The sequence below is a fragment of the Pseudoduganella sp. GW821-FHT12E03 genome, from assembly GCF_058807115.1.
Map to the genome: position 1 here is coordinate 368,251 of NZ_JBXAQJ010000002.1, position 25,793 is coordinate 394,043.

Annotated in this window: 24 protein-coding genes; 20 read left to right on the top strand and 4 right to left on the bottom strand. The window is 61.4% G+C overall.

What is annotated here, in order from left to right:
* Positions 1-235: 235 nt before the first annotated feature.
* Positions 236-937 (bottom strand): FadR/GntR family transcriptional regulator, encoded by a 702-nt coding sequence (locus AC1RRC_RS05310; RefSeq protein WP_493054223.1) that lies wholly within the window; start codon positions 935-937, stop codon positions 236-238.
* 102 nt (positions 938-1,039) lie between these two features.
* On the opposite strand from AC1RRC_RS05310, the gene AC1RRC_RS05315 reads away from it, so the two are divergent.
* The 13 genes from AC1RRC_RS05315 to AC1RRC_RS05375 all read left to right on the top strand — a co-directional run bounded on the left by AC1RRC_RS05315 (position 1,040) and on the right by AC1RRC_RS05375 (position 17,495).
* On the top strand, positions 1,040-1,666 hold the full coding sequence (locus tag AC1RRC_RS05315; RefSeq protein WP_493054224.1) for a VOC family protein: 627 nt from the start codon (positions 1,040-1,042) through the stop codon (positions 1,664-1,666).
* A 15-nt stretch (positions 1,667-1,681) separates the two neighbouring features.
* Positions 1,682-2,038 (top strand): translation initiation factor Sui1, encoded by a 357-nt coding sequence (locus AC1RRC_RS05320; protein WP_493054225.1) that lies wholly within the window; start codon positions 1,682-1,684, stop codon positions 2,036-2,038.
* A 71-nt stretch (positions 2,039-2,109) separates the two neighbouring features.
* Entirely contained in the window at positions 2,110-2,868 is a 759-nt protein-coding gene (locus AC1RRC_RS05325) for a substrate-binding periplasmic protein (RefSeq protein ID WP_493054226.1), read from the top strand.
* 131 nt (positions 2,869-2,999) lie between these two features.
* Entirely contained in the window at positions 3,000-3,359 is a 360-nt protein-coding gene (locus AC1RRC_RS05330) for a hypothetical protein (RefSeq protein WP_493054227.1), read from the top strand.
* Between the two features lie 202 nt (positions 3,360-3,561).
* A complete protein-coding gene (locus AC1RRC_RS05335; RefSeq protein ID WP_493054228.1) occupies positions 3,562-5,304 on the top strand; it encodes an IlvD/Edd family dehydratase in 1,743 nt (580 codons plus the stop codon).
* Between the two features lie 23 nt (positions 5,305-5,327).
* Positions 5,328-6,320 (top strand): AraD1 family protein, encoded by a 993-nt coding sequence (araD1, locus tag AC1RRC_RS05340; RefSeq protein ID WP_493054229.1) that lies wholly within the window; start codon positions 5,328-5,330, stop codon positions 6,318-6,320.
* 8 nt (positions 6,321-6,328) lie between these two features.
* Positions 6,329-7,912, top strand: coding sequence for an aldehyde dehydrogenase (NADP(+)) (locus AC1RRC_RS05345; protein ID WP_493054697.1), 1,584 nt, complete (start codon positions 6,329-6,331; stop codon positions 7,910-7,912).
* A gap of 101 nt (positions 7,913-8,013) precedes the next feature.
* Complete coding sequence (locus AC1RRC_RS05350; RefSeq protein WP_493054230.1) at positions 8,014-8,781, top strand: SDR family NAD(P)-dependent oxidoreductase; 768 nt, start codon at positions 8,014-8,016, stop codon at positions 8,779-8,781.
* 87 nt (positions 8,782-8,868) lie between these two features.
* Positions 8,869-10,815: a glycoside hydrolase family 97 protein gene (locus AC1RRC_RS05355; protein ID WP_493054231.1), complete on the top strand. Its 1,947-nt coding sequence runs from the start codon at positions 8,869-8,871 to the stop codon at positions 10,813-10,815.
* A 27-nt stretch (positions 10,816-10,842) separates the two neighbouring features.
* Positions 10,843-12,390, top strand: coding sequence for an alpha-N-arabinofuranosidase (locus AC1RRC_RS05360; RefSeq protein ID WP_493054232.1), 1,548 nt, complete (start codon positions 10,843-10,845; stop codon positions 12,388-12,390).
* Positions 12,391-12,393: 3 nt separating this feature from the next.
* Complete coding sequence (locus AC1RRC_RS05365; RefSeq protein WP_493054233.1) at positions 12,394-13,938, top strand: glycoside hydrolase family 43 protein; 1,545 nt, start codon at positions 12,394-12,396, stop codon at positions 13,936-13,938.
* 68 nt (positions 13,939-14,006) lie between these two features.
* The gene (locus AC1RRC_RS05370; protein WP_493054234.1) at positions 14,007-15,014 is read left to right on the top strand and encodes an arabinan endo-1,5-alpha-L-arabinosidase; all 1,008 of its coding nucleotides are present in this window, start codon (positions 14,007-14,009) and stop codon (positions 15,012-15,014) included.
* Between the two features lie 141 nt (positions 15,015-15,155).
* On the top strand, positions 15,156-17,495 hold the full coding sequence (locus AC1RRC_RS05375; RefSeq protein WP_493054235.1) for a beta-L-arabinofuranosidase domain-containing protein: 2,340 nt from the start codon (positions 15,156-15,158) through the stop codon (positions 17,493-17,495).
* A gap of 211 nt (positions 17,496-17,706) precedes the next feature.
* Here AC1RRC_RS05375 and AC1RRC_RS05380 read toward each other — a convergent pair whose 3' ends face one another.
* Complete coding sequence (locus AC1RRC_RS05380; RefSeq protein ID WP_493054236.1) at positions 17,707-18,462, bottom strand: hypothetical protein; 756 nt, start codon at positions 18,460-18,462, stop codon at positions 17,707-17,709.
* A gap of 452 nt (positions 18,463-18,914) precedes the next feature.
* On the opposite strand from AC1RRC_RS05380, the gene AC1RRC_RS05385 reads away from it, so the two are divergent.
* From AC1RRC_RS05385 to AC1RRC_RS05400, 4 genes are all read left to right on the top strand, one after another.
* Positions 18,915-19,337: a DMP19 family protein gene (locus AC1RRC_RS05385; RefSeq protein ID WP_493054237.1), complete on the top strand. Its 423-nt coding sequence runs from the start codon at positions 18,915-18,917 to the stop codon at positions 19,335-19,337.
* Positions 19,327-19,734, top strand: a complete 408-nt coding sequence (locus AC1RRC_RS05390; RefSeq protein ID WP_493054238.1) for a hypothetical protein — start codon at positions 19,327-19,329, stop codon at positions 19,732-19,734. The genes AC1RRC_RS05385 and AC1RRC_RS05390 overlap by 11 nt, the downstream gene beginning before the upstream one ends.
* Before the next feature lie 93 nt (positions 19,735-19,827).
* Complete coding sequence (locus AC1RRC_RS05395; RefSeq protein WP_493054239.1) at positions 19,828-20,172, top strand: Imm8 family immunity protein; 345 nt, start codon at positions 19,828-19,830, stop codon at positions 20,170-20,172.
* A gap of 93 nt (positions 20,173-20,265) precedes the next feature.
* Positions 20,266-20,628, top strand: a complete 363-nt coding sequence (locus AC1RRC_RS05400) for a hypothetical protein (RefSeq protein WP_493054240.1) — start codon at positions 20,266-20,268, stop codon at positions 20,626-20,628.
* Positions 20,629-20,774: 146 nt separating this feature from the next.
* Here AC1RRC_RS05400 and icmH read toward each other — a convergent pair whose 3' ends face one another.
* Positions 20,775-21,575, bottom strand: a complete 801-nt coding sequence (gene icmH, locus AC1RRC_RS05405) for a type IVB secretion system protein IcmH/DotU (RefSeq protein ID WP_493054241.1) — start codon at positions 21,573-21,575, stop codon at positions 20,775-20,777.
* 19 nt (positions 21,576-21,594) lie between these two features.
* Positions 21,595-22,935 (bottom strand): type VI secretion system baseplate subunit TssK, encoded by a 1,341-nt coding sequence (tssK, locus tag AC1RRC_RS05410; RefSeq protein ID WP_493054242.1) that lies wholly within the window; start codon positions 22,933-22,935, stop codon positions 21,595-21,597.
* 226 nt (positions 22,936-23,161) lie between these two features.
* Here tssK and AC1RRC_RS05415 point away from each other — a divergent pair, with 226 nt between their 5' ends.
* Genes AC1RRC_RS05415 through tssC form a run of 3 tightly spaced genes read left to right on the top strand, consistent with a single transcriptional unit; the run spans position 23,162 to position 25,776 of the window.
* A complete protein-coding gene (locus AC1RRC_RS05415; RefSeq protein WP_493054243.1) occupies positions 23,162-23,746 on the top strand; it encodes a hypothetical protein in 585 nt (194 codons plus the stop codon).
* Between the two features lie 21 nt (positions 23,747-23,767).
* A complete protein-coding gene (tssB, locus tag AC1RRC_RS05420) occupies positions 23,768-24,283 on the top strand; it encodes a type VI secretion system contractile sheath small subunit (protein ID WP_493054244.1) in 516 nt (171 codons plus the stop codon).
* A 2-nt stretch (positions 24,284-24,285) separates the two neighbouring features.
* Positions 24,286-25,776, top strand: a complete 1,491-nt coding sequence (gene tssC, locus AC1RRC_RS05425; protein ID WP_493054245.1) for a type VI secretion system contractile sheath large subunit — start codon at positions 24,286-24,288, stop codon at positions 25,774-25,776.
* The last annotated feature ends 17 nt before the right edge of the window (positions 25,777-25,793 follow it).

A 25,793-nucleotide genomic window follows, 5' to 3' on the forward strand; every position in this document is an offset into this window, starting at 1 on the left:
CGTCTCTTTGTAATTGGTCAGGCCATTTTAATTTGGTCCGGCCAAATTCGCAATCTGGACTAGCCAAATATTTTCGAGGAACGGTATGCGGCGCGTGGTGGACGATGGGCGTGCGGCATCCACGCGGGCGGCAACTTGCCTGCGGTAAGTGTACGGGAACTGTGGGGTGGCCGCGGATTGCGCCGCGGGCCGGCGCGACTGCCAGCCTGCGGCGGGAATGAGGCAGGAACGCGGGTCAGCCGCGCGAGAAGGTGCGGTTCACCCGCTCCAGGTGGGCGCGCATCGCGGCGCGCGCCGCCGTGGCATTGCGCTCGGCAATCGCGCCCAGGATCGCCCGGTGGTCATTCAAGGTGTCCTTGCGCAGCTCTTCGGTACGGTAGTGTTCCTTGAGCCGGTGCCACAGGCTGCCCCGCTGGTCCCACAAATATTCCACCACGCCGACGAAGGCGGTATTGCCGGTGGCGCGTGCGATCGCCACGTGGAAGTTGCGGTCGGCCAGTTCATTGCTGGACTTGTCGTCGTGGCTGCGCTCCATTTCTTCCACGGCGCGCAAGATCGCGTCCACGGCGGAATCGGTGGCGTTTTTCGCCGCAATGGCGGCGATTTCACACTCGATCAGCTTGCGCGCGGCCAGCACTTCAAACGGCCCGGGACCGACTTCCGGCACCACCGCCGGCAGCGCCGCCTGCTCGCTGACATACACGCCCGAGCCGCCCCGGACTTCCACCACGCCGCCCAGTTCCAGCGCAATCAGCGCTTCGCGCAGCGAGGCGCGGCTGACATTGAGCTTGGCGGACAATTCACGTTCGGCCGGCAGGCGCGCGCCGGCCGCGATGTTGTCGTCCCTGATCAGTTGCTGGATACGCTCGGCGACAACGCGGTACAGCCGCTGTTCCGGCGCATGGGTGGCTTCCTGTGGTTCCTGGGGCTTTTTCATTCTTTTCGGTGTTGGCTGGGCTAGCGTGACTGGGTGTAACCGCTGATTGTAAGTGGCGCGTGGTGCTTCTGGCAATGCGAGGGGTGCCATATAATCGCGGCCATGCTTATTGACCACATCTTTATCCGCGTGCGGCCCGGCGCGCCCGAAGCCGCCGTGCTGTCGGCGTTTGGCCTGTGCGAGGGTTCCGGCAACCGCCATCCGGGGCAGGGCACGGCGAACCGGCGCTTCTTCTTTGCGAACGCGTTCCTGGAGCTGCTCTGGCTGGACGATGAGGCCGAGGCGCAAAGCGACATGACCCGCCCCACCATGCTGTTCGAGCGGCTCTCGGGCGCCGGTTCACCGTTTGGCATCTGTTTCCGTCCAGCGCTTGGCGACGCGGCTGCGTTGCCGTTCGCCAGCTGGCGCTACCAGCCGGGCTACTTCCCGCCCGGCGTCGCCTGCGATATCGCGCTGTCGCCGCTGTCGGAGCCGATGTGGTTTCATCTCGCCCCGGGCGGGCGGCCCGATGCCTTGCCGGCGGAACGCGCGCAGCCGCTGGCGCACCGGGTGCCGCTGCATGAAATCACCGCCGTCAAGGTCAGCCAGCCGCGCTGCCTGCCATCGCTGGCCTTGCCGGTGGCGTTTGCGCAGGGCGACACCGATTTGCTGGAAATCACATTCGATGGCGGCGCCCAGGGCCGGTCGCATGACTTCCGTCCCGCGTTGCCGCTGATCTTCAAATATTGAAAATTAAGAATCATCATGAAAAACCGTTCCCAGGGTGGCCTGGTCTATTCCACTGAAACCGGCCGCATGTGCCCCGCCTGCGGCAAGCCGGTCGCCGGCTGCGCCTGCGAGGCCAACGCCAAGGCCGTTCCGCGCGGCGACGGCAATGTGCGGGTGTCGCTGCAAACCAAGGGCCGGGGCGGCAAGGCCGTGACGCTGGTCAAGGGCGTGGCGCTCGATGACGTGGCGCTGGTGGCGCTGGGCAAGCAGTTGCGCTCCGCCTGTGGCGCGGGCGGCACCGTCAAGGATGGCGTGATCGAAGTGCAGGGCGATCACCGTGAATTACTGTTGGCGGCGCTGCTCAAATTGGGACACAAGGCCAAGGCGGGGTGAAACAGTGCTTCCATGTGATCCCGGCTATGGCTAAACTTAAGGACTGAAACCCACTTCAGGCCACACATAGCATGGGCAAATTTGCCGCCGCTGCATTTACACTGACTTCCCTTTCGCTGTGCGCGATGCCCGCCACCGCGCAGCAAGTAGTCAAAGTCGGCGGCTATGACTTCCCTCCCTTTGTCGATAAAGCCCCGGGCGCCACCAGTCTGACGCTCGACCTGATTGCCGCCCTGAACGCCTTTCAGAAAAAATATCATTTCCAGTTTGTCGAGACCTCGTCCAAGCGCCGGTTCATCAACTTCGAGGAAAAGAAGTACGACCTGATATTTTTTGAATCCATCGAATGGGGTTGGCAGGGCAAGGACGTGGAAGCGTCGGACGTGATCATGCACGGTGGGACGGTCTACATCACCCGGGCCGACCGCTATAAGGACCAGCACTATTTTGACGACCTGACCGGGAAAAGCATTTGGGGCATCCTTGGCTACCATTATGGCTTTGCCAATTTCAATTCCGACTACGAATTCCTGAAGAAGACCTTCAACGCCCACATGACGACGTCGCAAGACGGCTTGATCGAGGCGGCAGTGTCCGGGCGCGCCGATATTTCCGTGGTGGTGAAGGAATATTTGCAGATTTACCTGACCAGGCATCCGGGCGTGCAACGGAAAATCCTGATTTCGAAGAAATTCGACGCTGTGAACTTTTATACAATCCTGGCGCGCAAGGGCGCCAATCCGGATGCCGGTGAAATGAATAAACTGCTGTCGGACATGGAGAGCGCCGGCGTGTTGAAAAAACTGTGGGGAAAATACAATCTGAAATAGCGGCTGTGTTGCAATCGCGATAAAACCGCCGAGCTATGCCATTTTTGGTATGGCTTTCGTCAAAAAATTGATTAGTACCGGGGCGGTGTGCGGATAACAATGGCCATACAAACCCCATAAGAGGAGACGCCATGTTCCGCCATCCCGCCGCCGCCGCGCTGCTTGCCGGCGCCTTGTTGTGCACCCCGGCCACCGCCGCCATCAGCACCCTGAAGTTCAAGGTTGCCGCCGGCGAGGTCGAAACCGCCAGCATCACCTGTGTGGAATCGACCAGTGGCGGCTGCACCGTCATGACCGGCGTGCATGGCGATCCCAGCCCGGTGACCCACCGCATTGCCAGCGGCGGCACCATCGAACTGAAAAATCCGGGCGGGACGCTGCATTACTGCGTGGCGTTGAAGGACCGGATCGACTGGCCATCGTGCCTCGAAGGCAGCAATGCCGGGCTGCTCGGCGCGTCGCGCACCGTCAACAAGCTGCTGTGGGAGTGATCCGCCAGCCAGCTCCGCAAACCCGCCACGGCGCCTTCAGGGCGCCGCCTGTTTTCCCGATACCGATACAGTTTTTAATATCGATTTTGATTTTTAATTCATTGGAAACATATCGATAGCAGCTTTAGTATTCCTACATCGCAACCCGCCGCATCCCATATAGCCGGATGGTCAGAGCGGGACAATTACAGGAGAATTTTGCATGTCGGAGACTAAGAAAAAAGTAGCCCTGCGCTCCGCCGAATGGTTCGGCACGCAGGACAAAAACGGCTTCATGTACCGCAGCTGGATGAAAAACCAGGGCATCCCCGACCATGAATTCCAGGGCAAGCCGATCATCGGTATTTGCAACACCTGGTCCGAACTGACCCCGTGCAATGCGCATTTCCGCAAGCTGGCCGAGCACGTCAAGCGCGGCATTCTGGAGGCCGGCGGCTTCCCGGTGGAATTCCCCGTATTCTCGAGCGGCGAATCGAACCTGCGCCCGACCGCCATGCTGACCCGTAACCTGGCCGCGATGGATGTCGAAGAATCGATCCGTGGCAATCCGATGGATGCGGTGGTGCTGCTGGTTGGCTGCGACAAGACCACGCCGGCCCTGCTGATGGGCGCCGCCAGCTGCGACATTCCCGCCATCGTGGTATCGGGCGGCCCGATGTTGAACGGCAAATTGAATGGCAAGAGCATCGGTTCCGGCACCGCCGTGTGGCAGTTGCACGAACAAGTCAAGGCCGGCGAAATCTCGATGCACGATTTCCTCGCCGCCGAAGCGGGCCACTCGCGCTCCGCCGGCACCTGCAACACCATGGGCACCGCGTCCACCATGGCCTGCATGGCCGAAGCGCTGGGTACGACCCTGCCGCACAACGCCGCGATTCCCGCGGTCGATGCGCGCCGCTACGTGCTGGCCCACATGTCCGGCATGCGGATCGTGGACATGGTGTGGGAAGACCTGCGCCTGTCCAAAATCCTGACCAAGGAAGCGTTTGAAAACGCGATCCGCGTCAACGCCGCCATCGGTGGTTCGACCAACGCCGTGATCCACCTGAAAGCCATTGCCGGCCGTATCGGCGTGCCGCTGGAACTGGAAGACTGGACCCGCATCGGCAAGGGTACCCCGACCGTGGTGGACTTGCTGCCATCGGGCCGCTTCCTGATGGAAGAGTTTTATTATGCCGGCGGCTTGCCGGGTGTGATCCGCCGCCTGGGCGAATCGGAGCTGGTGGTGCACAAGGACGCGCTGACCGTGAATGGCAAATCGCTGTGGGAAAACTGCAAGGATGCGCCGATCTACGACGATGAAGTGATCCGCCCGCTGGACAAGCCGTTGCTGGACGATGGCGGCATCTGCATCTTGCGCGGCAACCTGGCGCCACGCGGCGCCGTGCTGAAACCATCGGCCGCCACGCCGGAACTGATGCAGCACCGTGGCAAGGCCGTAGTGTTTGAGAACTTCGAGCATTACAAGGAACGCATCCTGGATCCGGACCTGGACGTCACCAAGGATTCCGTGCTGGTCATGAAAAATTGCGGCCCGAAAGGTTATCCGGGCATGGCGGAAGTGGGCAACATGGGCCTGCCGCCGAAGCTGCTGGCGCAGGGCGTCAAGGACATGGTGCGGATTTCCGATGCGCGCATGAGCGGCACCGCCTACGGCACCGTGGTCTTGCACGTGGCGCCGGAAGCCATGGCGGGCGGCCCGCTGGGCATCGTCAAGGATGGCGATTATGTCGAACTCGATTGCGCCAACGGCAAACTGAACCTGGATATCTCGGACGAGGAAATGACGCAGCGCCTGGCGGCCCGTGCGGAACAGCATGTGGAAGGCGCCAAGTCGGGCTACCAGCAGCTGTACATCAACCACGTGCTGCAAGCCGATGAAGGCTGCGATTTCGACTTCCTGGTCGGCATGCGCGGTTCCAAAGTTCCGAAGCATTCGCACTAATTCGCCTACACAAGGATACAAACATGCTGCTCGTACAGTTCAAGAAAGAAAACGGAGAACGCCGCGTCGGCCTGCTGGAGCAGGACACGATCCGCGAACTCGAAGGCGTGAGCACCACCTACGCCCTGGCGCAGGAAGCCATTCGCGGCAAGACCGGCCTGGCGCAACTGGCGCAATCCAAAGCCGGCGCGCAAACCCACGCTTATGCGGACGTGCTGGCAGGCGGCCGTTTGCTGACGCCGCTGGATCATGAAGATAGCGCTCACACCTATGTGTGCGGCACCGGCCTGACCCACCTGGGCAGCGCCGACACCCGCGACGCCATGCACAAGAAAATCGGCGGCGATGTGGAAACGCTGAGCGATTCCATGAAAATGTTCCGCATGGGCGTGGAAGGCGGCAAGCCGGCTTCCGGTACCCCGGGCGTGCAGCCGGAATGGTTCTACAAGGGCGACGGCTCCGTCGTGGCCGCCAACGGTGAAGTGCTGAACATGCCGGACTTCGCGCTGGACGGCGGTGAAGAGCCGGAAATCGCCGGCCTGTATGTGATCGGCGACGACGGCCAGCCATACCGCCTCGGTTTCGCGATCGGCAATGAATTCTCGGACCACGTGACCGAACGCCAGAACTACCTGTACCTGGCCCACTCGAAACTGCGCGTCTGCGGCCTCGGCCCGGCGCTGCTGGTGGGCGACTTGCCGGCGCACGTGCAAGGCGTGTCGCGCATCCTCGACAAGGAAGGGAAAGTGCGCTGGGAAAAGGCGTTCGTCAGCGGCGAGCAAAACATGTCGCACACCATCGAGAACCTGGAATACCACCACTTCAAATATGGCCTGTTCAACCGTCCGGGCGATGTGCACATCCACTTCTTCGGCACCGCGACCCTGAGCGTGGCGGACAACATCAGCGTGCAGGCCGGCGAGAGCTTTGAAATCGAAGCCCCGGCGTTTGGCCCGGCATTGCGCAACAAACTGGCAGTCGTTGCCACCACCTATGCGAAAGTGAACCAGCTGTGAGCGTGACCATTACTGTAACCGGACAGGCATTCATCAACGGCCAGGCCGTGCAAGGCAACGGCGGTTCGTTCCAGGCCTTCGACCCGTCGCAGCGCAAGCACATCGAGCCGGCGTTCAACATGGTCGACGTGGAACAGATCAATGAAGCGTGCGCGCTGGCCGGCGCCGCTTTCGACACCTTCCGTGCGGTATCGGACGTCAAGCGCGCCGACTTCCTGGAAACCATCGCCGCGGAAATCATGGCGCTGGGCGATGCGCTGATCGAACGCGCCATGGCGGAATCGGGCTTGCCGCGCGTGCGCCTGGAAGGCGAACGTGGCCGCACCTGCAACCAGTTGAAATTGTTTGCCGACTTGCTGCGCGAAGGTTCGTGGCGCGACGCCCGCATCGACACCGCGCTGCCGCAGCGCACCCCGCCGCGTCCGGACTTGCGCATGCGCCTGATCCCGGTCGGTCCGGTGGCCGTGTTCGCGGCCAGTAACTTCCCGCTGGCGTTTTCCGTGGCGGGCGGCGACACCGCGTCCGCGCTGGCGGCCGGCTGCCCGGTGGTGCTGAAAGCCCACTCCGCGCACCCTGGCACCTCGGAACTGGTGGCGCGCGCCATCGTCAAGGCCGTGGCGCAGTGCGGCTTGCCGGCCGGCGTGTTCGCGCTGTTGACCGGCACCGGCAACGGCATTGGCCAGACCCTGGTGGCGCATCCGGCCATCCAGGCGGTTGGCTTCACCGGTTCGCGTTCCGGCGGCACCGCGCTGATGGCGGTGGCGGCGGCGCGTCCGCAGCCGATTCCCGTGTATGCGGAAATGAGCAGCATTAACCCGGTCTACCTGCTGCCGGAGGCGCTGGCAGCCCGTCCCGACGACATTGCCAAGGGCTTTGCCGGTTCGCTGACGATGGGTGTCGGCCAGTTCTGCACCAATCCCGGCCTGGTGCTGGGCATCGATGGCGCGGCGTTCGACCGCTTTGCCTTCGTTGCGGCGGAAGCGCTGGGCGACGTGCAGGGCGCGACCATGCTGACTCCAGGTATCGCAGGCTCGTTCCAGCGCGGCGTGGCGGCACTGGCCGGCCAGTCGTGCGTGACGACGCTCATCAACAGCAATGACAGCGGCGTGCAGGAATCCGGCAAAGGTGCGCCGGCGCTGTTCAAGACCACGGCGGCGGAATTCCTCGCCAAGCATGAATTGCATGAAGAAGTGTTCGGCCCGGCGTCGATGCTGATCGCTTGCGCCGATGTGGCGGAAATGGTGGCGGTGACGGAGCGCCTGGAAGGCCAGCTGACGGCCACCTTGCAGCTCGACGAGGGCGACTTCGGCGCGGCGGAACAATTGCTGCCGGTGCTGGAGCGTAAAGTTGGGCGCATCCTGGCCAATGGGTTCCCGACCGGTGTCGAGGTATCGACCGCGATGGTGCACGGCGGGCCATTCCCGGCCACCGCCGATGGCCGCAGCACGTCGGTCGGTACGGGCGCGATCAGCCGCTTCCTGCGGCCGGTGTGTTACCAGAATTTGGCGCAGGCGTTGTTGCCTGAATCGCTGCGCGATGGTAATCCATCGGGGATCTGGCGCCGTGTTGATGGCGCTCTCGGCAAGGCGTAATTTTCGCGGTATGCAGGCATGGCGGTTTAAGCGTTTCGCTTAAACCGCCCTACGGAAGCCGCCATGCCGGCACAGAGTTAAAATAAGATTCAGGAGACATCATGACAAATCTGGCCAAATTCGGCAGCTTGCAAGGCAAGCGCGTATTCATCACGGGCGGCGGCACCGGTATCGGCGAATCGCTGGTGGAATCGTTCGCGGCGCAGGGCGCCTCGGTCGCTTTTGTTGACATTGCCAAGGACGCCAGCCTGGCGCTGGTCGAGCGCGTCCGCGCCGCCGGCCACCCGGCGCCGCAATTCCGCTATTGCGACATCACCAACATCCCAGCGCTGCAAGCGGCCATCGCCGAATGCGCGGAAGAACTGGGCGACTTCGACGTGCTGGTCAACAATGCCGCCAACGACCAGCGCCACAACATCGAAGACGTCACGCTCGAATACTGGGACCAGCGCATCGCCATCAACCAGCGTCCGATGTTCTTCACGTGCCAGGCCGTGTTGGCGGGCATGAAGAAAAAAGGCGGCGGTTCCATCATCAATATCAGTTCGATTTCGTGGAAAGCCAAGGGCGGCGGCTACCCGGTCTACGCCACCACCAAATCGGCCGTGATCGGCCTGACGCGCAACCTCGCGCGTGACCTGGGCCCGCACAACATCCGCGTCAACACCGTGACGCCGGGCTGGGTCATGACCCAGCGCCAGATCGACCTGTGGGTCGATGATGCGGCGGAAGAGGAAATCAAGCGCATGCAATGCCTGCCGGGCAAACTGATGCCTGAACACATTTCCTCGATGGTGCTGTTCCTGGCGGCCGACGACAGCAAGATGTGCACGTCGCAGGAATTCATCGTCGACGCTGGCTGGGTTTAAGACCCCGACAGGCCCGCGTCCTGCCCGAACGCACCGGCTCCGCCGGTGCGGTGTTCGTTCACATCCCAAACTTCGATGAAGAACTCCATGACCGATTTGCGCCCGCATCGTATTGCCCGGCCAACGCGTTCCGCGTTGGCATTTTCCGTCCTGGCACTTGCCGTTTCCCACGCATACTCCGCGCCGCTGGCCAGTCCCGATGGCCACCTGGCCGTTGACGTGACCGTCGGCCCGGGCGGTGTCGCCCGCTACACCGTGACCCGCGACGGCGCCGCCGTCATCTTGCCGTCCACCCTGGGCCTGCGCCTGCAGGGCGCGGATTTTTCGCGCGGACTGAGCCTCAAAGAGACGTCGGACGCGGTGCGCGTCTCGGACCGCTATGACATGGCGGTCGGCAAACGCCGCCAGATCAGTTATACCGCCAGCGAACAAACCTACACGCTGGAAAACAGCCGCAAACAGCGTATCGCCATCACGTTCCGCGTGTCGGACGATGGCGTGGCGTTCCGCTACGTGGTGGCCGAAGGGACGCTGCCGGTCAAGAAGTTTATCGATGAAGCCACCAGCTTCGCCTTCGCCAAATCCGCGCAGGGCTGGCTGCAACCGATGTCGGTGGCGCAAACCGGCTGGGCCAACACCAATCCGTCGTATGAAGAACTGTACAAGATGGGCGTTCCCGCCGGTACGCCGTCGCCGCTGAAATCGGGCTGGGTATTCCCGGCCCTGTTCAAGACCGGAGACACCTGGGTGGCGCTGACCGAAGCCGGCATCGACGGCACCTTCCACGCGTCGCGCCTGCAGGCGCAGGCGCCAGGCGGCGTGTACCGCATTGGCGGTCCGACGAAACCGGAAGTGTTTTCCAAGGGCGCGCTGCTGGCGGAAACCACCGGCACCCTGACCTCGCCATGGCGCGTATTGACCATCGGGTCGCTGGCGCAGGTGGCAGATTCCACGCTGGGCACCGACCTGGCCGCGCCGGCCGTGGGCGCGCCGGTGGGCCAGCCGGGCCGCGCCTCGTGGAGCTGGGCGATCCTCAAGGATGACGCCACCGTCTACGACGTGCAAAAGAAATTCATCGATTACGCGGCCGACATGCGCTGGGAATACACGCTGATCGATGCCGACTGGGACCGCAAGATCGGCTACGACAAGGTGCGCGAACTGGCGCAGTATGCGGCGTCGAAAAATGTCGGCGTGCTGGTCTGGTACAACTCGTCGGGCCCGTGGAACAAGACGGAATACTCGCCGAAAGGCAAGCTGCTCGAGCGCGATGCGCGCCGCGCGGAATTCGCCCGGATCAAAGAAATGGGCGTCAAGGGCGTCAAGATCGACTTCTTTGCCGGGGATGGCAAGTCCATGATCGCTTACTACGTCGACATCCTGAAGGATGCGGCCGATGCCGGCTTGCTGGTGAACTTCCACGGCGCGACCTTGCCGCGCGGCTGGGCGCGCACCTATCCGAACCTGATGACGATGGAATCGATCCGGGGCTTTGAGTTCGCGACCTTCGAGCAGGCCAACCAGGATGCGGTGGTCAAGCATGCGGCCATGCTGCCGTTCACCCGCAACCTGTTCGACCCGATGGATTTCACGCCGGTGGTGTTCGGCGACATTCCGAACATCAAGCGCGCCACGCGCAACGGTTTTGAACTGGCGGAGTCGGTGCTGTTCCTGTCCGGCATCCAGCACTTCGCGGAAATCCCGGAAGGCATGGCCAGTGTGCCGCCTTACGTGAAAGCGTTCATGCAACAGCTGCCGAGCAGCTGGGATGACAGCAAATTCGTGGACGGCTTCCCCGGCCGCTACGCCGTGATCGCCCGCAAGGCCGGCGACACCTGGTATGTGGCGGGCATCAATGCGGAAGAGGGGGCCAAGACCCTGGCGCTGGATTTGTCGTTCCTTGGCCAGCGCAAGGGCGAACTGATCACCGACGGCGCCGGTCCACGCGACTTCACACAAACCGCCATCGAGGCGGGCAAAACCACTCAAATCACGATACAACCCCACGGCGGCTTCGTCGCGGTATTCAAATAAATAACAGAAAATAACTGGGAGATTCAAATGCGACCGACCATCACTAAAACTATTTTCGCCGTAGCGGCCGGCCTGCTGGCCAGCGCCGCCTGGGCCGAAACCGTTGTCACCATCGACGCCGCCAAGCCCGGCGCGGTCATCAACAAGAACGTGTACGGCCAGTTCGCCGAACACCTGGGCACCGGTATTTACGAAGGCATGTGGGTCGGCCCCGAATCGGCCATCCCGAACACCAAGGGCTGGCGCAATGACGTGCTGGGCGCGCTGAAGGAATTGCACGTGCCGCTGGTGCGCTGGCCGGGCGGCTGCTTTGCCGACGAATACCACTGGCGCGAAGGCATCGGCCCGCGCAAGGATCGTCCGGTGAAAGTCAACACCACCTGGGGCGGCGTGGAAGAACCGAACTGGGTCGGCACCCACGAATTCTTCGACCTGGCCGAATTGCTGGGCGCGGAAACCTACGTGAACGGCAACCTGGGCACCGGCTCCAACCAGGAAATGGCCGAATGGCTGGAATACATGACGTCCGACACCAAGTCCGGCCTGGCGGACCTGCGCCGCAAGAATGGCCGCGACAAGCCGTTCAAGGTCGACTACTTCGCGGTCGGCAACGAAGCGTGGGGCTGCGGCGGCAACATGAGGCCATCGTATTATGCGGACCTGTACAAGTCGGCCACCACGTTCCTGAAAGCGCCGCACAACAACCGCCCGAAATTCATTGCCAGCGGCGGCAACGGCAACGATCCGGCCTGGACCGAAACCCTGTCGAAGGAAGTGAAGTCGAACATCGACGCGATCAGTCACCATTACTACACGCTCCCGACCGGCAACTGGGAAGTCAAGGGCGCGGCCACCGGATTTGGCGAAGACCAGTGGATCTCCACCATGAAGAACACGCTGGAGATGGACAAGATTATTGCCACCAACGTGAAAATCCTCGACAAGAACGATCCGCAGAAAAAGGTCGGTTTCTATGTCGACGAATGGGGCACCTGGTACGACGTGGAAAAAGGCACCAACGCTGGTTTCCTGTACCAGCAAAACAGCTTGCGCGACGCCGTGGTGGCCGCGCTGAACTTCAACATCTTCCACAACTATGCGCAACGCGTGCGCATGACCAATATCGCGCAAATGGTCAACGTGCTGCAGGCGATGATCCTGACCGACAAGGACAAGATGCTGAAAACGCCGACCTACCACGCGTACCACATGTATGTGCCGTTCCAGGATGCGACTTCCCTGCCGGTGGCGATCAAGGATAACGCCGCCTACAAGCTGGGCAAGACGGCGGTGCCGCAAGTGAGCGCCTCGGCGGCGCGCGGCAAGGACGGCAAAGTGTACCTGGCGCTGATCAACACCAACCCGAACAAGGAAACCGAAGTCACCGTCAACGTTGCCGGCGGCAAGGCGGGGGCGTTGCAGGGCCGCGTACTGACCGCGGGCGCCATGGATGCGCACAACACCTTTGCCCAGCCGGACGCGGTCAAGCCGGTGCCGTTCACGGCGCAAGCCAAGGGTGGAAAACTGACCGTCAAACTGCCAGCCAAATCGGTGGCTGTGGTGAACGTGGAGTAAGCTGTGAAGAAGACTGCTTTATTCCAGGCGCTGGTAATGGCCGGCGTCCTGACCCTTGCCGCCTGTGGCGGCGGGGGCGGCGGTTCGGCGCCGGTGGTCAGTGTGCCGGCCAATCCTGTGACGCCGACCACGCCGGCCGAGCCGACGACGCCCACCACGCCATCGCAGGCCGCGCTGGCGTTTGCCAACGTGTCCGTGCACGATCCCTCCGTCATCAACGCGAACGGCACGTTCTACGTGTTTGGTTCGCACCTGGCGGCGGCGAAGACCACGGACTGGATGAACTGGACCAAGGTCGCCGATGGCGCCAACGCGGCCAACCCGCTGTTCAACGACGTCACGAAGGAACTGGCGGAAACCTTCGCGTGGGCGCAAACCACGACCCTGTGGGCGCCGGACGTGGTGCAGCTGGCGGACGGCAAGTTCTACATGTACTACAACGCCTGCAAAGGCGACTCGCCCCGTTCCGCGCTGGGCGTGGCGGTGGCGGACAAGATCGAAGGGCCTTACGTCAACAAGGGCATCCTGCTGAAGTCCGGCATGTGGGGCGAGATCAGTGAAGATGGCAAGACGGTCTACGACGCCACCAAACAGCCGAACGTGGTGGACCCGCAAGTGTTCAAGGACAAGGCGGGCAAGCTGTGGATGATTTACGGCTCGTACTCGGGCGGCATCTTCATGCTGGAAATGGACGAAGCCACCGGCAAGCAAAAGCCGGGGCAGGGCTATGGCAAGCACCTGATGGGCGGCAACCATGCGCGCATCGAGGGCGCCTATGTGCTGTACCACCCGCAGAGCGACTACTATTACCTGTTCACGTCGTGGGGCGGGCTCGATGCCAATGGCGCCTATAACATCCGTGTAGCTCGTTCGCGCAGCGCGGACGGTCCGTATGTGGATGCCAAGGGCGTCGACATGGCCACGGTGAAAGCCAATCCTGCCTTGCCGCTGTTCGATGACGCGTCGATCGCGCCGCATGGCCAGAAGCTGATGGGCAACCACCGCTTCGAACTGGCCACGGGGGAGACCGGAACGGCGCTGGGCTACGTGTCGCCAGGGCACAACTCGGCGTATTACGACAAGAACACGAAGCAGTCGTTCCTGGTGTTCCACACGCGCTTCCCGGGCATGGGCGAGGCGCACGAAGTGCGCGTGCATGAATTGTTCATCAACGAGGATGGCTGGCCGGTCGCATCGCCATTCCGCTATGCGCCGCTGTCGAAATCGTCGCCATTGCAAGCGGCAACGGTGACGGCGGCCGACGCGGCGGGCAGCTACAAGGTCATCAACCACGGCAAGGATATTTCCGCGGCCATCAAAACGTCGCAAAATATCAAGCTGGGCGCCGATGGCACGGTGAGCGGGGCGGTGATGGGCAAATGGGCTCACAAGGGCGGCAACAACGTGACCATCACGCTCGACGCCGGCGGTGCGTTCAACGGCGTGCTGTCGCGCCAGTGGAATACCAACGCCAGCGCCTTTGTCGTAACATTCACGGCGCAGTCTGTCGACGGCGTTTCGCTGTGGGGCGCCCGCACAGGTAATTAAAGCAGGCCCCCAGGCATGAGAGCTACGTGGCGCCAAACGCGCGCAGCACCAGCAACAAAGGAACCACCATGAACCGCATGAAAACCCTGGCCGCCACCCTGGCAATGTGCGCCACCGCCCACGCCGCCCAGGTCGAAGTCCACGACCCCGTCATGGCCAAGGACGGCAACAAATACTACGTCTTCAGCACCGGCCCCGGCATCACCTTCTACAGTTCCACCAACATGAAGGACTGGAAACCCGAAGGCCGCGTATTCGAAGGCCAGCCCACGTGGGCGAAATCGGTCGCGCCTTCGTTCGATGGCCATATCTGGGCGCCGGACGTGCACCACCATAACGGAAAATACTATTTATATTATTCCGTGTCCGGCTTCGGCAAGCTGGCTTCCGGTATCGGCGTGACGGTCAATAAAACGCTGGATCCGAAATCGCCCGATTACAAATGGGTCGACCAGGGTTTGCTGCTGCAATCGGTCCCGGGCCGCGACCTGTGGAATGCGATCGATCCCAACATCGTCATGGATGACAAGGGCACTGCGTGGATGAGCTTTGGCTCGTTCTGGGCCGGGCTGAAACTGGTCAAGCTGGACGCCAGCCATACCAAGCTGGCGGAACCGCAGGAATGGAAAACCATCGCCGCGCGCGCCCGTCCCGCCTTCACCGCCGATGATTCGGGCGGTCCGGCGGAAATCGAAGCGCCGTTCATCTTCAAAAAGAACGGTTATTACTACCTGTTCGCCTCGTGGGGCCTGTGCTGCCAGAAAGAGAAAAGCACGTACCACGTGGTGGTGGGGCGTTCCCGTTCGGTCACCGGGCCTTACCTCGACAAGGATGGCAAGGACATGGCGCAAGGCGGCGGCTCGCTGGTGATCGCGGGCGACAAGGACTGGATCGGCGTCGGCCACAACAGCGCGTACACGTTTGACGGTAAGGACGTGCTGGTGCTGCACGCGTATGAAACGGCGGACCGCTACATGCAAAAGCTGAAAGTGCTGGACATGCAGTGGGACAAGGGCGGCTGGCCGGTCATCGACCAGAAGGAATTGAACCGTTACCAAAGCACGCTGGTTCGCTAATCGCTTGCAATCGTGTTGGCGTCATTGCGTAGGGCGGTTTTGCCGCAGGCAAAGCCGCCATGCCGGCGCAGCCACAAGCACATGCGCCATGCGCTGAGCATGCATGGCGGCTTTGTAAAAGCCGCCCTACGGAGACTCTGAATGAAATTGAAGATCCTGGCCTTTGCCGCGGCAATGCTGGCGGCCACCGCCCACGCCGCCACCCTGTTCCCGCTGCAACAGGTGCGCCTGCTCCCGGGCCCGTTCCTGGAAGCCCAGCAAACCAACCAGCGCTACCTGCTGGAACTGGACCCCGACAAATTGCTGGCGCCGTACCTGCGCGAGGCCGGCATCGCGCCGGCCAAGGACAGTTACGGCAACTGGGAATCGACGGGCCTCGACGGCCACTTGGGCGGCCACTACCTGTCGGCGCTGGCTCTGATGCATGCGTCCACGGGCGATGCGGAAGTACTGCGCCGCCTCAATTACTTTGTCGCGCAATTGAAGCTGGCGCAGGACAAGCAGGCCGACGGTTACCTCGGCGGCATCCCCGGCGGCAAGGCCGCGCTGGAACAGGTCGCGCAAGGCAAACTGCAAGCCGATAATTTCTCCGTCAATGGCAAATGGGTGCCGTGGTACAACCTGCATAAAACCTATGCCGGCCTGTATGACGCCTGGCGCCTGACCGGCAATGCCGATGCGCGCGCCATGCTGGTGCGGCTGGCCGATTGGGCGCTGGCGTTGTCGCGGCACTTGTCGCCGGAACAGATGGAAGCGATGCTGCGCAGCGAACATGGCGGCATGAATGAGGTGCTGGCGCAAGTCGCGCACATGACCGGTGACGCCAAATACCTGGAGCTGGCCAAGCGCTTTTCGCACCAGGCGATCCTGAAACCACTGGAACAGGGCCGCGACGCGCTGACCGGGCTGCACGCCAACACGCAAATCCCGAAAGTCATCGGTTTCCACCGCATCGGGACGATGGCGGCGGACCAGCAGTGGAAGGATGCCGCGCAATTCTTTTGGCAAACCGTGGTGGATCACCGCACGGTGGCCATCGGCGGCAACAGCGTCAAGGAACACTTCCATGACGATAAGGATTTCAATCCGATGGTGCAGGAAGTGGAAGGGCCGGAGACCTGCAACACCTACAACATGCTGAAGTTGACGGAACTGCTGTACGAAGACGACCAGCAGGGCAAGTACACGGATTACTACGAGCGCGCGCTGTACAACCATATCCTGTCGTCGCAGCGTCCCGGCGCCGGCGGCTTTGTGTACTTCACGCCGATGCGCCCAAACCACTACCGCGTGTATTCGCAGGTGGACAAGGGCATGTGGTGCTGTGTGGGTTCCGGCATCGAGAGCCATGCGAAGTATGGTGAATTCATCTATGCCCATGACGGCGATGCCTTGCTGCTCAATCTGTATATCCCGTCTACCCTGGACTGGAAAGAAAAGGGGGTGCGGCTGCGCCAGGAAACCCGTTTCCCGGATGAAGAGCGTTCCACCATCACGGTGGAGCAGGGCGGCGCGTTCACCCTGAAACTGCGCTATCCGGGCTGGGTGGCGCGAGGCGCGTTAAAGGTGCACGTCAATGGCAAACCGGTGAAAACCGATGCGCTGCCGGGCGGCTACGTGGCATTGAAACGCGACTGGCGTGCCGGCGACAAGGTGCAGGTCCAGATGCCGATGACCACGCGCCTGGAGCAAATGCCGGACAAGTCGAATTACTATGCGGTGCTGCACGGCCCGATCGTGCTGGCCGCGAAAACCCAGCCGTTTGCCAATGAAAAGCTGAACTTCCTGGCCGACGACTCGCGCATGGGCCATATCGCGCAGGGGCAGGTCTGCCCGCTGGAAGCGGCGCCGCTGTTCGTCAGCGATACGAAGGCGTTCATGCACCGTTTCAAGCCGGTGAAAGGCGAACCGCTGACGTTTACCGCGCCGGGGCTGGTGCAGGGCAAGGATGCGGCGGCGATGCGTTTCATCCCGTTCTTCCGCCTGCACGATTCGCGCTACATGCTGTACTGGCAGCACACCACGCCGGCCAATTTGGCCGTGATGCGTGAAGCCACCGCCAAGGCCGAAGCGGAGCGCCTGGCGCTGGACGCGCGCACCATCGACCAGGTGGCGCCGGGTGAACAGCAGCCGGAATCGGACCATTTCTTCAAGGGAGAGGGCGCGGACGCCGGCATCAATAACGGCCGCCACTGGCGCCACGCGACCGGGTGGTTCAGCTATGAGCTCAATGACCGGGGCCAGCAGGCCAAGGTGCTGCGGCTGGCGTTTTCCCCGGCCGACGCCGGGCGCAAGTTCGATATCGTCATCAACGGCCAGTTGCTGCAGACAGTGGAACTGGCGCGCGGGCAGGGCGACGGGATTTACACCCGCGACTTCACCTTGCCGGCGGGCCTGGGCACGAAGATCAATGTGAAGTTCGTGGCGCAGCCGGGGTCCGTGGCGGGCGGTTTGTATGGCCTGCGCTTGCTGAAGGACTGACAGGGCTGGTGTTCAGTAAGGCGGTGCCAACTCGGTAGGGCGGTTTCCGCAAAGCGGAAGCCGCCATGCATGCCATACCACCAGCATCAGCGACATCGGGTTGCACGCACGGCGGCTTTGTAAATGCCACCCTACGTTATGCACCGCCAACTTAACGGCATTAGCGTCAGAGCCGGCATTGGCATCGCCATCAAGCGCGCCCTTGCGAAGTTCATCGCGGATTGCCGGGAGTCCTCTCGCGCCGCTTTTTCGCGTTGTTCTTGCCGGCCTTGCGCTGACGCCTGCTGCGCTTCTTGCCGGAAGGGGAAGAATCCGGCGCAGGATGTGCCTGTCGGCTGGGTTCATCGCTTGCCGGGGCCGGATCGGTGGTGTCAGCTTCATCTTCGGGGAAGTCGCGAAGCAACTGGTAAAGGGGAATGACCTCATGCTGCATCGGGGGCTTTTCAGTGTAGCGTTGCTGGTGAGGTCCGATCGGAATAGCAGGCTTTGCCTCCGGTTCGATTGATCCCGCCGCCTGATCCGGCTCGAACATCCGCGCAGTCACTGCCCGCCGCACAGTGCGGCATTCATCGGCGCGCACCCAGTCCTTGAAGCCCGGAAAACGCAGCCAGACCGCCTTCCACGCATTGCGGTTGCCACTGCCCTGCAGGTTGGCGAAAGCCGACGGCGACAGGGTGAACTGCCCATATTTGATTTCGGAGTTCTGCACCACTGCGTAGTAAGGCTGTCGCCCGAAGCTGGCCCGCAATACCGTACCTTCCGGCAGGAAGACTTGTTTCCACTGGTAGCCGTTGGCAGCGTCCACCTCGGGTGTTTGCTCATGCGCTTGCTGTGGCTTCATGGCAGAGGCAAGCGCATCGCAAATCGCCCCCTCGATTTCAATCCCACTCCAGGACAGGCCGATGTGCTTGCTGAATGCCATGAGCAAATCCGTGGGCATGTGAATATTGCGGTGAATGTAGGACATGGTGGTCTCCTCCCGAAAAACCGATTTCGCTATCGATTGCTACCCAAAACGAAGTCGCGCGGCTTCGCTATAACGGTTACTAAAACTTGGACAGGTGCCGCAGCATTAAGTTCCCGCCGGGGCGAAAGATCGGGAGGGGATCGGAAAGCGGCCGGTATCAGCCGATCGCGCGAATTAGTAAGATTGAAAAAACTGGGGGAGGTACCTGCGCGTCCAATCGACGTCGATCCGTTCTGTGCGGATGCTGTAATGCATCTTGCGGATCAAGGCGCGGACTTGGTCCAGCAGGTTGAATTTTCTCGGGCGGCATGATGTTTTTGCTCCTGGCTTGGGAGGTTTTATGTTCATGTGCGGTAGGGAATTGGGCTCGGGGCTTACCGAAGGGTTTGGAAACGGGCGTGGTAAAATTTGTTAAACCGTCAATTTGACGGCTATTTAACGTTAGCTCTAGAATGACAGACTTCGATTACGTCCTTTATATTATTAGTCCGTGGATTGATAAATACATCAATCACGGCCCAGAGGTGCTTTCCAGCGACGAGATCATTGGGGTTGGTGTCTGGCTGCTTGAAGCTGAAGTTAATAATGGAGGTTTTGATCAATACTATTTCAATTCTGCAGGCGATTTAGCTATCCCTACGGTAAAGGCACTTCTTGAAATAGGTGCGAAGAACACTGCTACCCTACTCGGTGCTGCGAATTCAGAATTTCCCGACTCGCTCCCGCCTGTAGATCGTGAGCTCCGCCAGCATTCGCTTGATGGTATTCGCGATACCGCACGCTTCGGAGCGTTGGAAGAGGAGTTCTATCGAGGTAAGGAAGACTTGACTGCCTTGTTGGCCTGCTACTATAGAATGCAAGAAAATGCTGGCTAACCCCGCAGTCCACTGGACTGCCTCCACGCTGCGCGTTCCGGCAGCCAGTGACTTTTCGTTGGGTACTCTAATGATCTGGAGAATTCTTTCGGCCGCTTTCCTTATCGCATACTCGGCATCCGCGTCTGCGCATGGGCAAGATATTTTTGTCACAATATATATACAGCTTCTTGCAGTGATTGCCACGGTTTGCGTGCTGTGCTTTGCGTCGCCGCTCAAGCGCTATCGAGTTGGTGGAATTGCATTTTGCTTCGTCGGCGCTATCCTGTCGTGGGCGTTTACCGCTAGACTACCGTACTCCGAAAACCAGACGCTTATTTCCGTCGTTGATGCGGTGTTGCCGATTGTTTTTGCCGCCACATTTGTGTTTTGGTGTCGCCGCCGTGCGCCGCGCTAGAATATCGCCCAACATGGCGCTCAAGTTCGCTCCACTTCGTTCCGCCGGACGCGCTGACGCGAGCCGCTTAGCTCTACGTTAGCGCGTACTTCCATGCAGATCGAACTGAAAGGTATTTTCAGCATTGAGCTGAACGAACCGTGTCTTCCGGCAGACCCGGCCTGTTGTTGCGTCCTGATGTGCGCTGACATTGGTCCCCGAAATTCCGCCGGTGCCGACCAGTTCAACTTTCATATCGTAACTCCAAACTTTCTCCTGACGTATGCGGAAGTGCGCTGGGGACACGCCTACCTTCTGATGCCCGAGTTCGACTGGAATGAGGCAAAGCGGATGCTCGGACGATTGATCGCTGGAATTCATGCGGATCGGTGGGAGGACGCTACAAATCAACTTTGCAGGTTTCTAGAGTGGGAGTTCGATGGTTACCACGAAGATTAAGCCCGCATTCGTCCAACCATTAGCTCCCGCGGACGCGCTACAGCGGACGTTGCCCGCTTCCGCGCGCCGCTGAGCAAGCATGTGGGCCTGAACATGCTGCCGCCGATTGCAATAGTTGATAGCGTTGAAATGATCCGAGATGGAGGATCGCTCGCGGCTATTTTTCACGGAACGGATAGCAGTGAGTATTGGCTTTTCTTAGAGATCCTTACGCGAGACCTGGGGCCAAACGAAATTGAAAAATTGGGCTATTCAGAGCCAAAAAATCTGGACCGTCTAACCGGAACGTCCCGCTCGATCTCATGGCAACATGCTGCAGCATTGCTTGGACAAATAGGCGAAATGATCTACTCAGAGCGTGATGTCAAATGGCATCATGTAATGGATCGAGTTATAGCGGCTGAAGGCGCGCTTCCACACGAGGTAGAGAAGGTGTCTCGTGTCTTTCGCCTCTAAGACGCTTTCGCCCAACCTGCTGCTCCTTTGGACACCTGACGGCGCCGCTGAATTTATTGCGTTCGCAGGCCGCAGCCGCAATCAGTCAATCCAGCTCTTGATCGGGTGAAGCGGCAGCGCGTCACCGCCTATGCCCCCCGGGAACGCTAAGGCAGCGTAATGGTGAGATGCGCCGTGCGCGGCGCCATTTTCACCACGTCGTGGTAAGCCGCCAGGCGCTGTTCCGTATGGCGCCCCAGCGACGTGCGCAGGCCCGCATAGCCCAGCACACACACCAGCGCGAACACGGACGCCAGCACCCACGGCGGCAAATCGCTGCGCAGCTTGTGGGCGATCTGGTCGGGCCGTTCCGCGTGCGGTGCAAAGCCGCCACGGCGGCCCTTCATTTGCGCGATTTCCTCGCCCAGGCGGCCGGTCAGGTAGGCCAGCTTTTCCGATCCCTCCAGCAGGTAGCGGCCCTGGAAGCCCAGCAGCAAACACATATGGAACACTTCCAGCGATTGCAGGTGGGCCGCGCCGCGCGTGCGCAGCGCGTCCAGCCGCACGAAGAAATTTTCACCGGCCAATTGGTCGCCGAATAACTGCAGCTGCAGGGGGCGTACTTCCCACGCTTCCCGGATGGCGAACGGCGAACGCAGGATGGTTTCATCGACCGTCGCGCAAAACGCATATTTGGCGGCGTCGATGTCGTCGGCGGAGGCGCCGTGGCGGCGCGCGTTGCGGCCGAATTCGTCGAGGAATTGCGTCATGCGCGCGGCAAAGGCGGCATCGTCCTGCGGACTGCTGCCGTTTTTCAGCATGAACAGCGCATAAAAGCCGTCATACATCAAATCCTGCAGCGATTGCGGGCGGTTCGTGGCCGGCGCGGCAGCGGGGCCCTGCATCAGCGACGGCGCAAGTGAGGGCCCGGGTGCGCGCCCCAGGCCGGGTGTAGCCATGTCGTTCATGGAAGTGTCTCCAGGTGATTCAGGCCGCAATGGCCAGTAATTCCAGCTTCAGGCCGCGCAGGCCCGACGGCGCATAAATGCAGGCCGACTGCGCCTGCAACATGCGTTCATACATTTGCCCCTTGCCCTCGACCAGGAAATAGCTGGCGTCCGGCCGCACCGGGATCGCCGCCGGCACTTGCGGCGCATATTGCAGGCGCACGCCGGGCATGGCGGACAGCACGAATTTTTCCACGTCGTCCGGGGCGCCCACCTTCAGGCGCAGCGGCACCACATCGACCAGTTCCACCGCCGGCATGTCGGCCGACACGGCCAGGTAAAACACGGTCTTGTCGTCGATCTTTTGCGATTCCAGCATGCCGTGGTGGTACGAAGGTTTCACTTCGCGCAGGGCGATGGCGAAGTATTTCGAGGAAATCACGGTGTCCAGCAATTCGCGGATCACCAGGTGCAGTTTCGCGAAGGCGGGACCGGGATCGCCGTGCTGGTAAGGCGGCAAGTCCGCCAGGGTCCAGCTGGTCGAAAACGTCATCAGGCCGCCGGCCAGCGACAGCAATTGTTCATACAGCCGTTCCGGGTGCAGCGCCGGATGGTGGAAGTAATGCGTCAGGCTGGCCAGCGCGGTATTGGCGGTATGCAGCAGCCAGAAGGACGACATGTCGCCCGAACGGAATTCCATCACGTGGCGGCTCGGTTCGCGGTGGTGGCCTTGCAGCGCGGCGACCTTGGCTTGCAGCGCATCGACCAGGCGGCGCAATTGCAGGAACAGTTGCGGCGCGCTGCGGATCGACAGGCTGGGCGCAATGAAGGTGGGGTCCAGTTCAAAGCCGCCACTGGCCGCGCGGCGCAAGCGCACCAGCGGGAAGTGCGTATACGAATCGCGCGCATCGTGATCGGCCACCAGCCGCACGGATTTTTTCAGGTAAGTGAGGCGCGCCGGCGCGGCCTGGGTGTACAGATCGGGCGTGTCGTCGTCGCTTTGCACAAAGCGCACGCCATTGCCGGCTTGTCCCTGCATCGTGAAATTGGCGCCAAACGGTTTAAAGGCGGGCAGGGCGGCGTAATACGTGACGGTCTGCTGGCTGTGCGGCAACTGGCCCAGGTCCACCGGATCGGGCAGGGCGTCCTGGCCCGGCGCATCGATCAATTCGCCGTCGGCAAAGCGCAGCGCCAGGTCCAGCACGCGCAGCGCATTGTTGGCCAGCGCGTCCTGGTCGATTTCGAGGCGCGCGACGCCCCACGCATACGGGTGCAGCGCTCTCACGCTCTCATGCAGGCGGTACTCGTGGTACCGGTCTTGCTGCTGGAAATGCTGGGGACGCAGGAATAAACCCTCGCCCCAAAGGACTTTGCTGGCCATCTTATCAAAATAGAAATTTTCGAACGGTCGAACACTAACATTTCCCCGGGAAACTTGGCGCTCAGCTGTTTTTCAATCGTGCGCAATGCATTGCATTCAGAAAGTTTCCTGACGGATTTCAATTGAACGCAGCAAAAAATAAATTTCTGATAACGTTGCGCTCCGTGAATGTTATCAATAAATCATTGGTAACTTTGCATCGATGACGAACAAGATTGAGGGAGCAATGAAATCAATTCAACACCTGGGCCGCTTGGCCGCGGCCGCCACCGCCACCATTTTCCTGGCCGCTTGCAGCACGCCGCCGAAAATCGCGGACATTCCCAAGCCGTCGATGAACGACTTGCTGGCGCAAGCCACGCAAGCCGCGTCGACCGGCCAGAAAGAGCAGGCCGTCACCTTGTGGAAGCAGACCGCCGCCGCCTTCCCGTCTGAAAAGACGCCGTGGGTCAGCATCGCCCAGGCCCGCTATGACGCCGGCCAGTATGGCGAAGCCATCGTCAGCGCCCAGGAAGCCCTGGTGCGCGACCCGAATGACCAGGTGGCAAACAGCATCATCGCCGTGTCGGGCCTGCGCCTGTCGACCCGCGCGTTGGCCGACCTGAGCCGCCAGAACAACCTGACCGGGCCATTGCGCACCGAATCGCAAGACCTGGCCAAGCTGCTGCGCGAAAGCCTGGGCGAGACCGTGCTGGTGCCGCCGCAGCCGGTGACGGCCGCCGCGCCGGCGCGCGCCCCGGCCCGCACCGCGAAAAAAGCGCCCGTCAAGCGCGAAACGTCCAGCGCCGATCCGTTCAGCGCCCTGAAGTAACTCACCCAGAAGAGGAATGCCATGTCCAGGAATGAAAGTGTCCAGAAACGGCTGCAAAAAGTCCGCGCCCCGCGGGTGCAGATGAGCTATGACGTTGAAATCGGCGATGCCGTGGAAAGCAAGGAATTGCCGTTCGTGATGGGAGTGGTCGGCGACTTTGCCGGCGCTTCGCAGATCGAACAAAAGAAACTCAAGGAACGCAAGTTCGTCGGCGTCGACAGTGAAAGCTTTGACGACGTCATGAAAGGGATCGCGCCCCGCGCGGCCTATCGCGTCGCCAATGAACTGACACCGGAAGGCGGCACCTTTTCGGTGGACCTGACGTTCGAGTCGATGAATGACTTCCGTCCGGAGTCCGTGGTGGAGCAGGTCGAACCGCTGCGCAAGCTGCTGGAAGCCCGTACCCGCCTGGCCGACTTACGCAACAAACTGGCCGGCAACGACAAGCTGGAAGACATCCTCAGCGATGTGCTGTCCAACACGGAAAAGCTGGCGCAACTGAGCCGCGCCGCCCAGGCCCCGACCGAGAAGGAGTAAGCATGTCCGCCGTACTGACCCCTGAAGCCAATGCCACCGCGCTGGAAACCGTCAACGAACCGGCGCTGCTGGACCAGATCGTCGAGCAAAGCCGCGTGGCCCGTTCCAGCACCGAACATGCGCGCGCAAAAGACTTGATCACCGAGCTGGTACACCAGGTGATGGAGGGCACGGTCGTGGTCTCCGACAACCTGGGCGCCACCATCGATGCCCGCGTGGCGGAACTGGACCGCCTGATTTCCAGCCAGCTCTCGGCCATCATGCATGCGCCGGAATTCCAGAAGCTGGAGTCCAGCTGGACCGGCCTGCATTACCTGGTGAAAAACAGCGCGTCCGGCCAGCACCTGCGCATCAAGATGCTGAACGCCACCAAGCGTGAACTGGTCAAGGACTTCCAGGGCGCGCTGGAATTCGACCAGAGCACCATGTTCCGCAAGATCTATGAAGAGGAATTCGGCACCTTTGGCGGTGCGCCGTTTGGCGCGCTGCTGGGCGACTTCGATATCACGCGCCAGCCGGAAGACATGTATTTTATCGAGCAGATGTCGCACGTGGCCGCCGCCGCCCATGCGCCGTTCATCAGCGCCGCGTCGCCGGAACTGTTTGGCCTGGAAAGCTACGGCGACCTGGGGAAACCGCGCGACCTGGCCAAGGTGTTCGACACGGCCGAATACATGAAGTGGAAATCGTTCCGCGAATCGGAAGATGCGCGCTATGTCGGCCTGACCCTGCCGCGCTTCCTGGGCCGCCTGCCATACAACCCGGCCGATGGCGCCACCACCGAAGGCTTCAACTTCGTGGAAGACGTGGACGGCGCCGACCACCACAAATACCTGTGGTGCAATGCCGCGTACGCGTTCGGCGCCAAGCTGACCTCGGCCTTTGATGACTTTGGCTGGTGCGCGGCGATCCGCGGCGTGGAAGGCGGCGGCCTGGTGGAAAGCCTGCCGACCCACACCTTCAAGACCGACGATGGTGAAGTGGCGCTGAAGTGCCCGACTGAAATCGCCATCACGGACCGCCGTGAAAAAGAATTGAGCGACCTTGGCTTCATCTCGCTGGTGCACTGCAAGAACACCGACTACGCGGCCTTCTTTGGCGCCCAGTCGGTCCAGAAAGCCAAGAAATACAACAGCGAGGCCGCCAACGCCAATGCGGTGCTGTCGTCGCAACTGCAATACATCTTTGCCGTGTCGCGCATCGCGCACTACATGAAAGCCATGATGCGCGACAAGATCGGCAGCTTTGCCGCCGCTTCCAGCGTGGAAGACTACCTGAACCGCTGGCTGACCCAGTATGTGCTGCTGGACGATAACGCCAGCCAGGAACAGAAAGCGCAATTCCCGTTGCGCGAAGCGTCGGTGCAAGTGTCCGAAGTGCCGGGCCGTCCGGGCGTGTACCGCGCCGTGTCGTTCCTGCGTCCCCATTTCCAGCTCGATGAGCTGTCAGTATCGCTCCGATTGGTCGCGGAGCTTCCTACGACCAAAAACTAACCAAGCCCATTACCTAC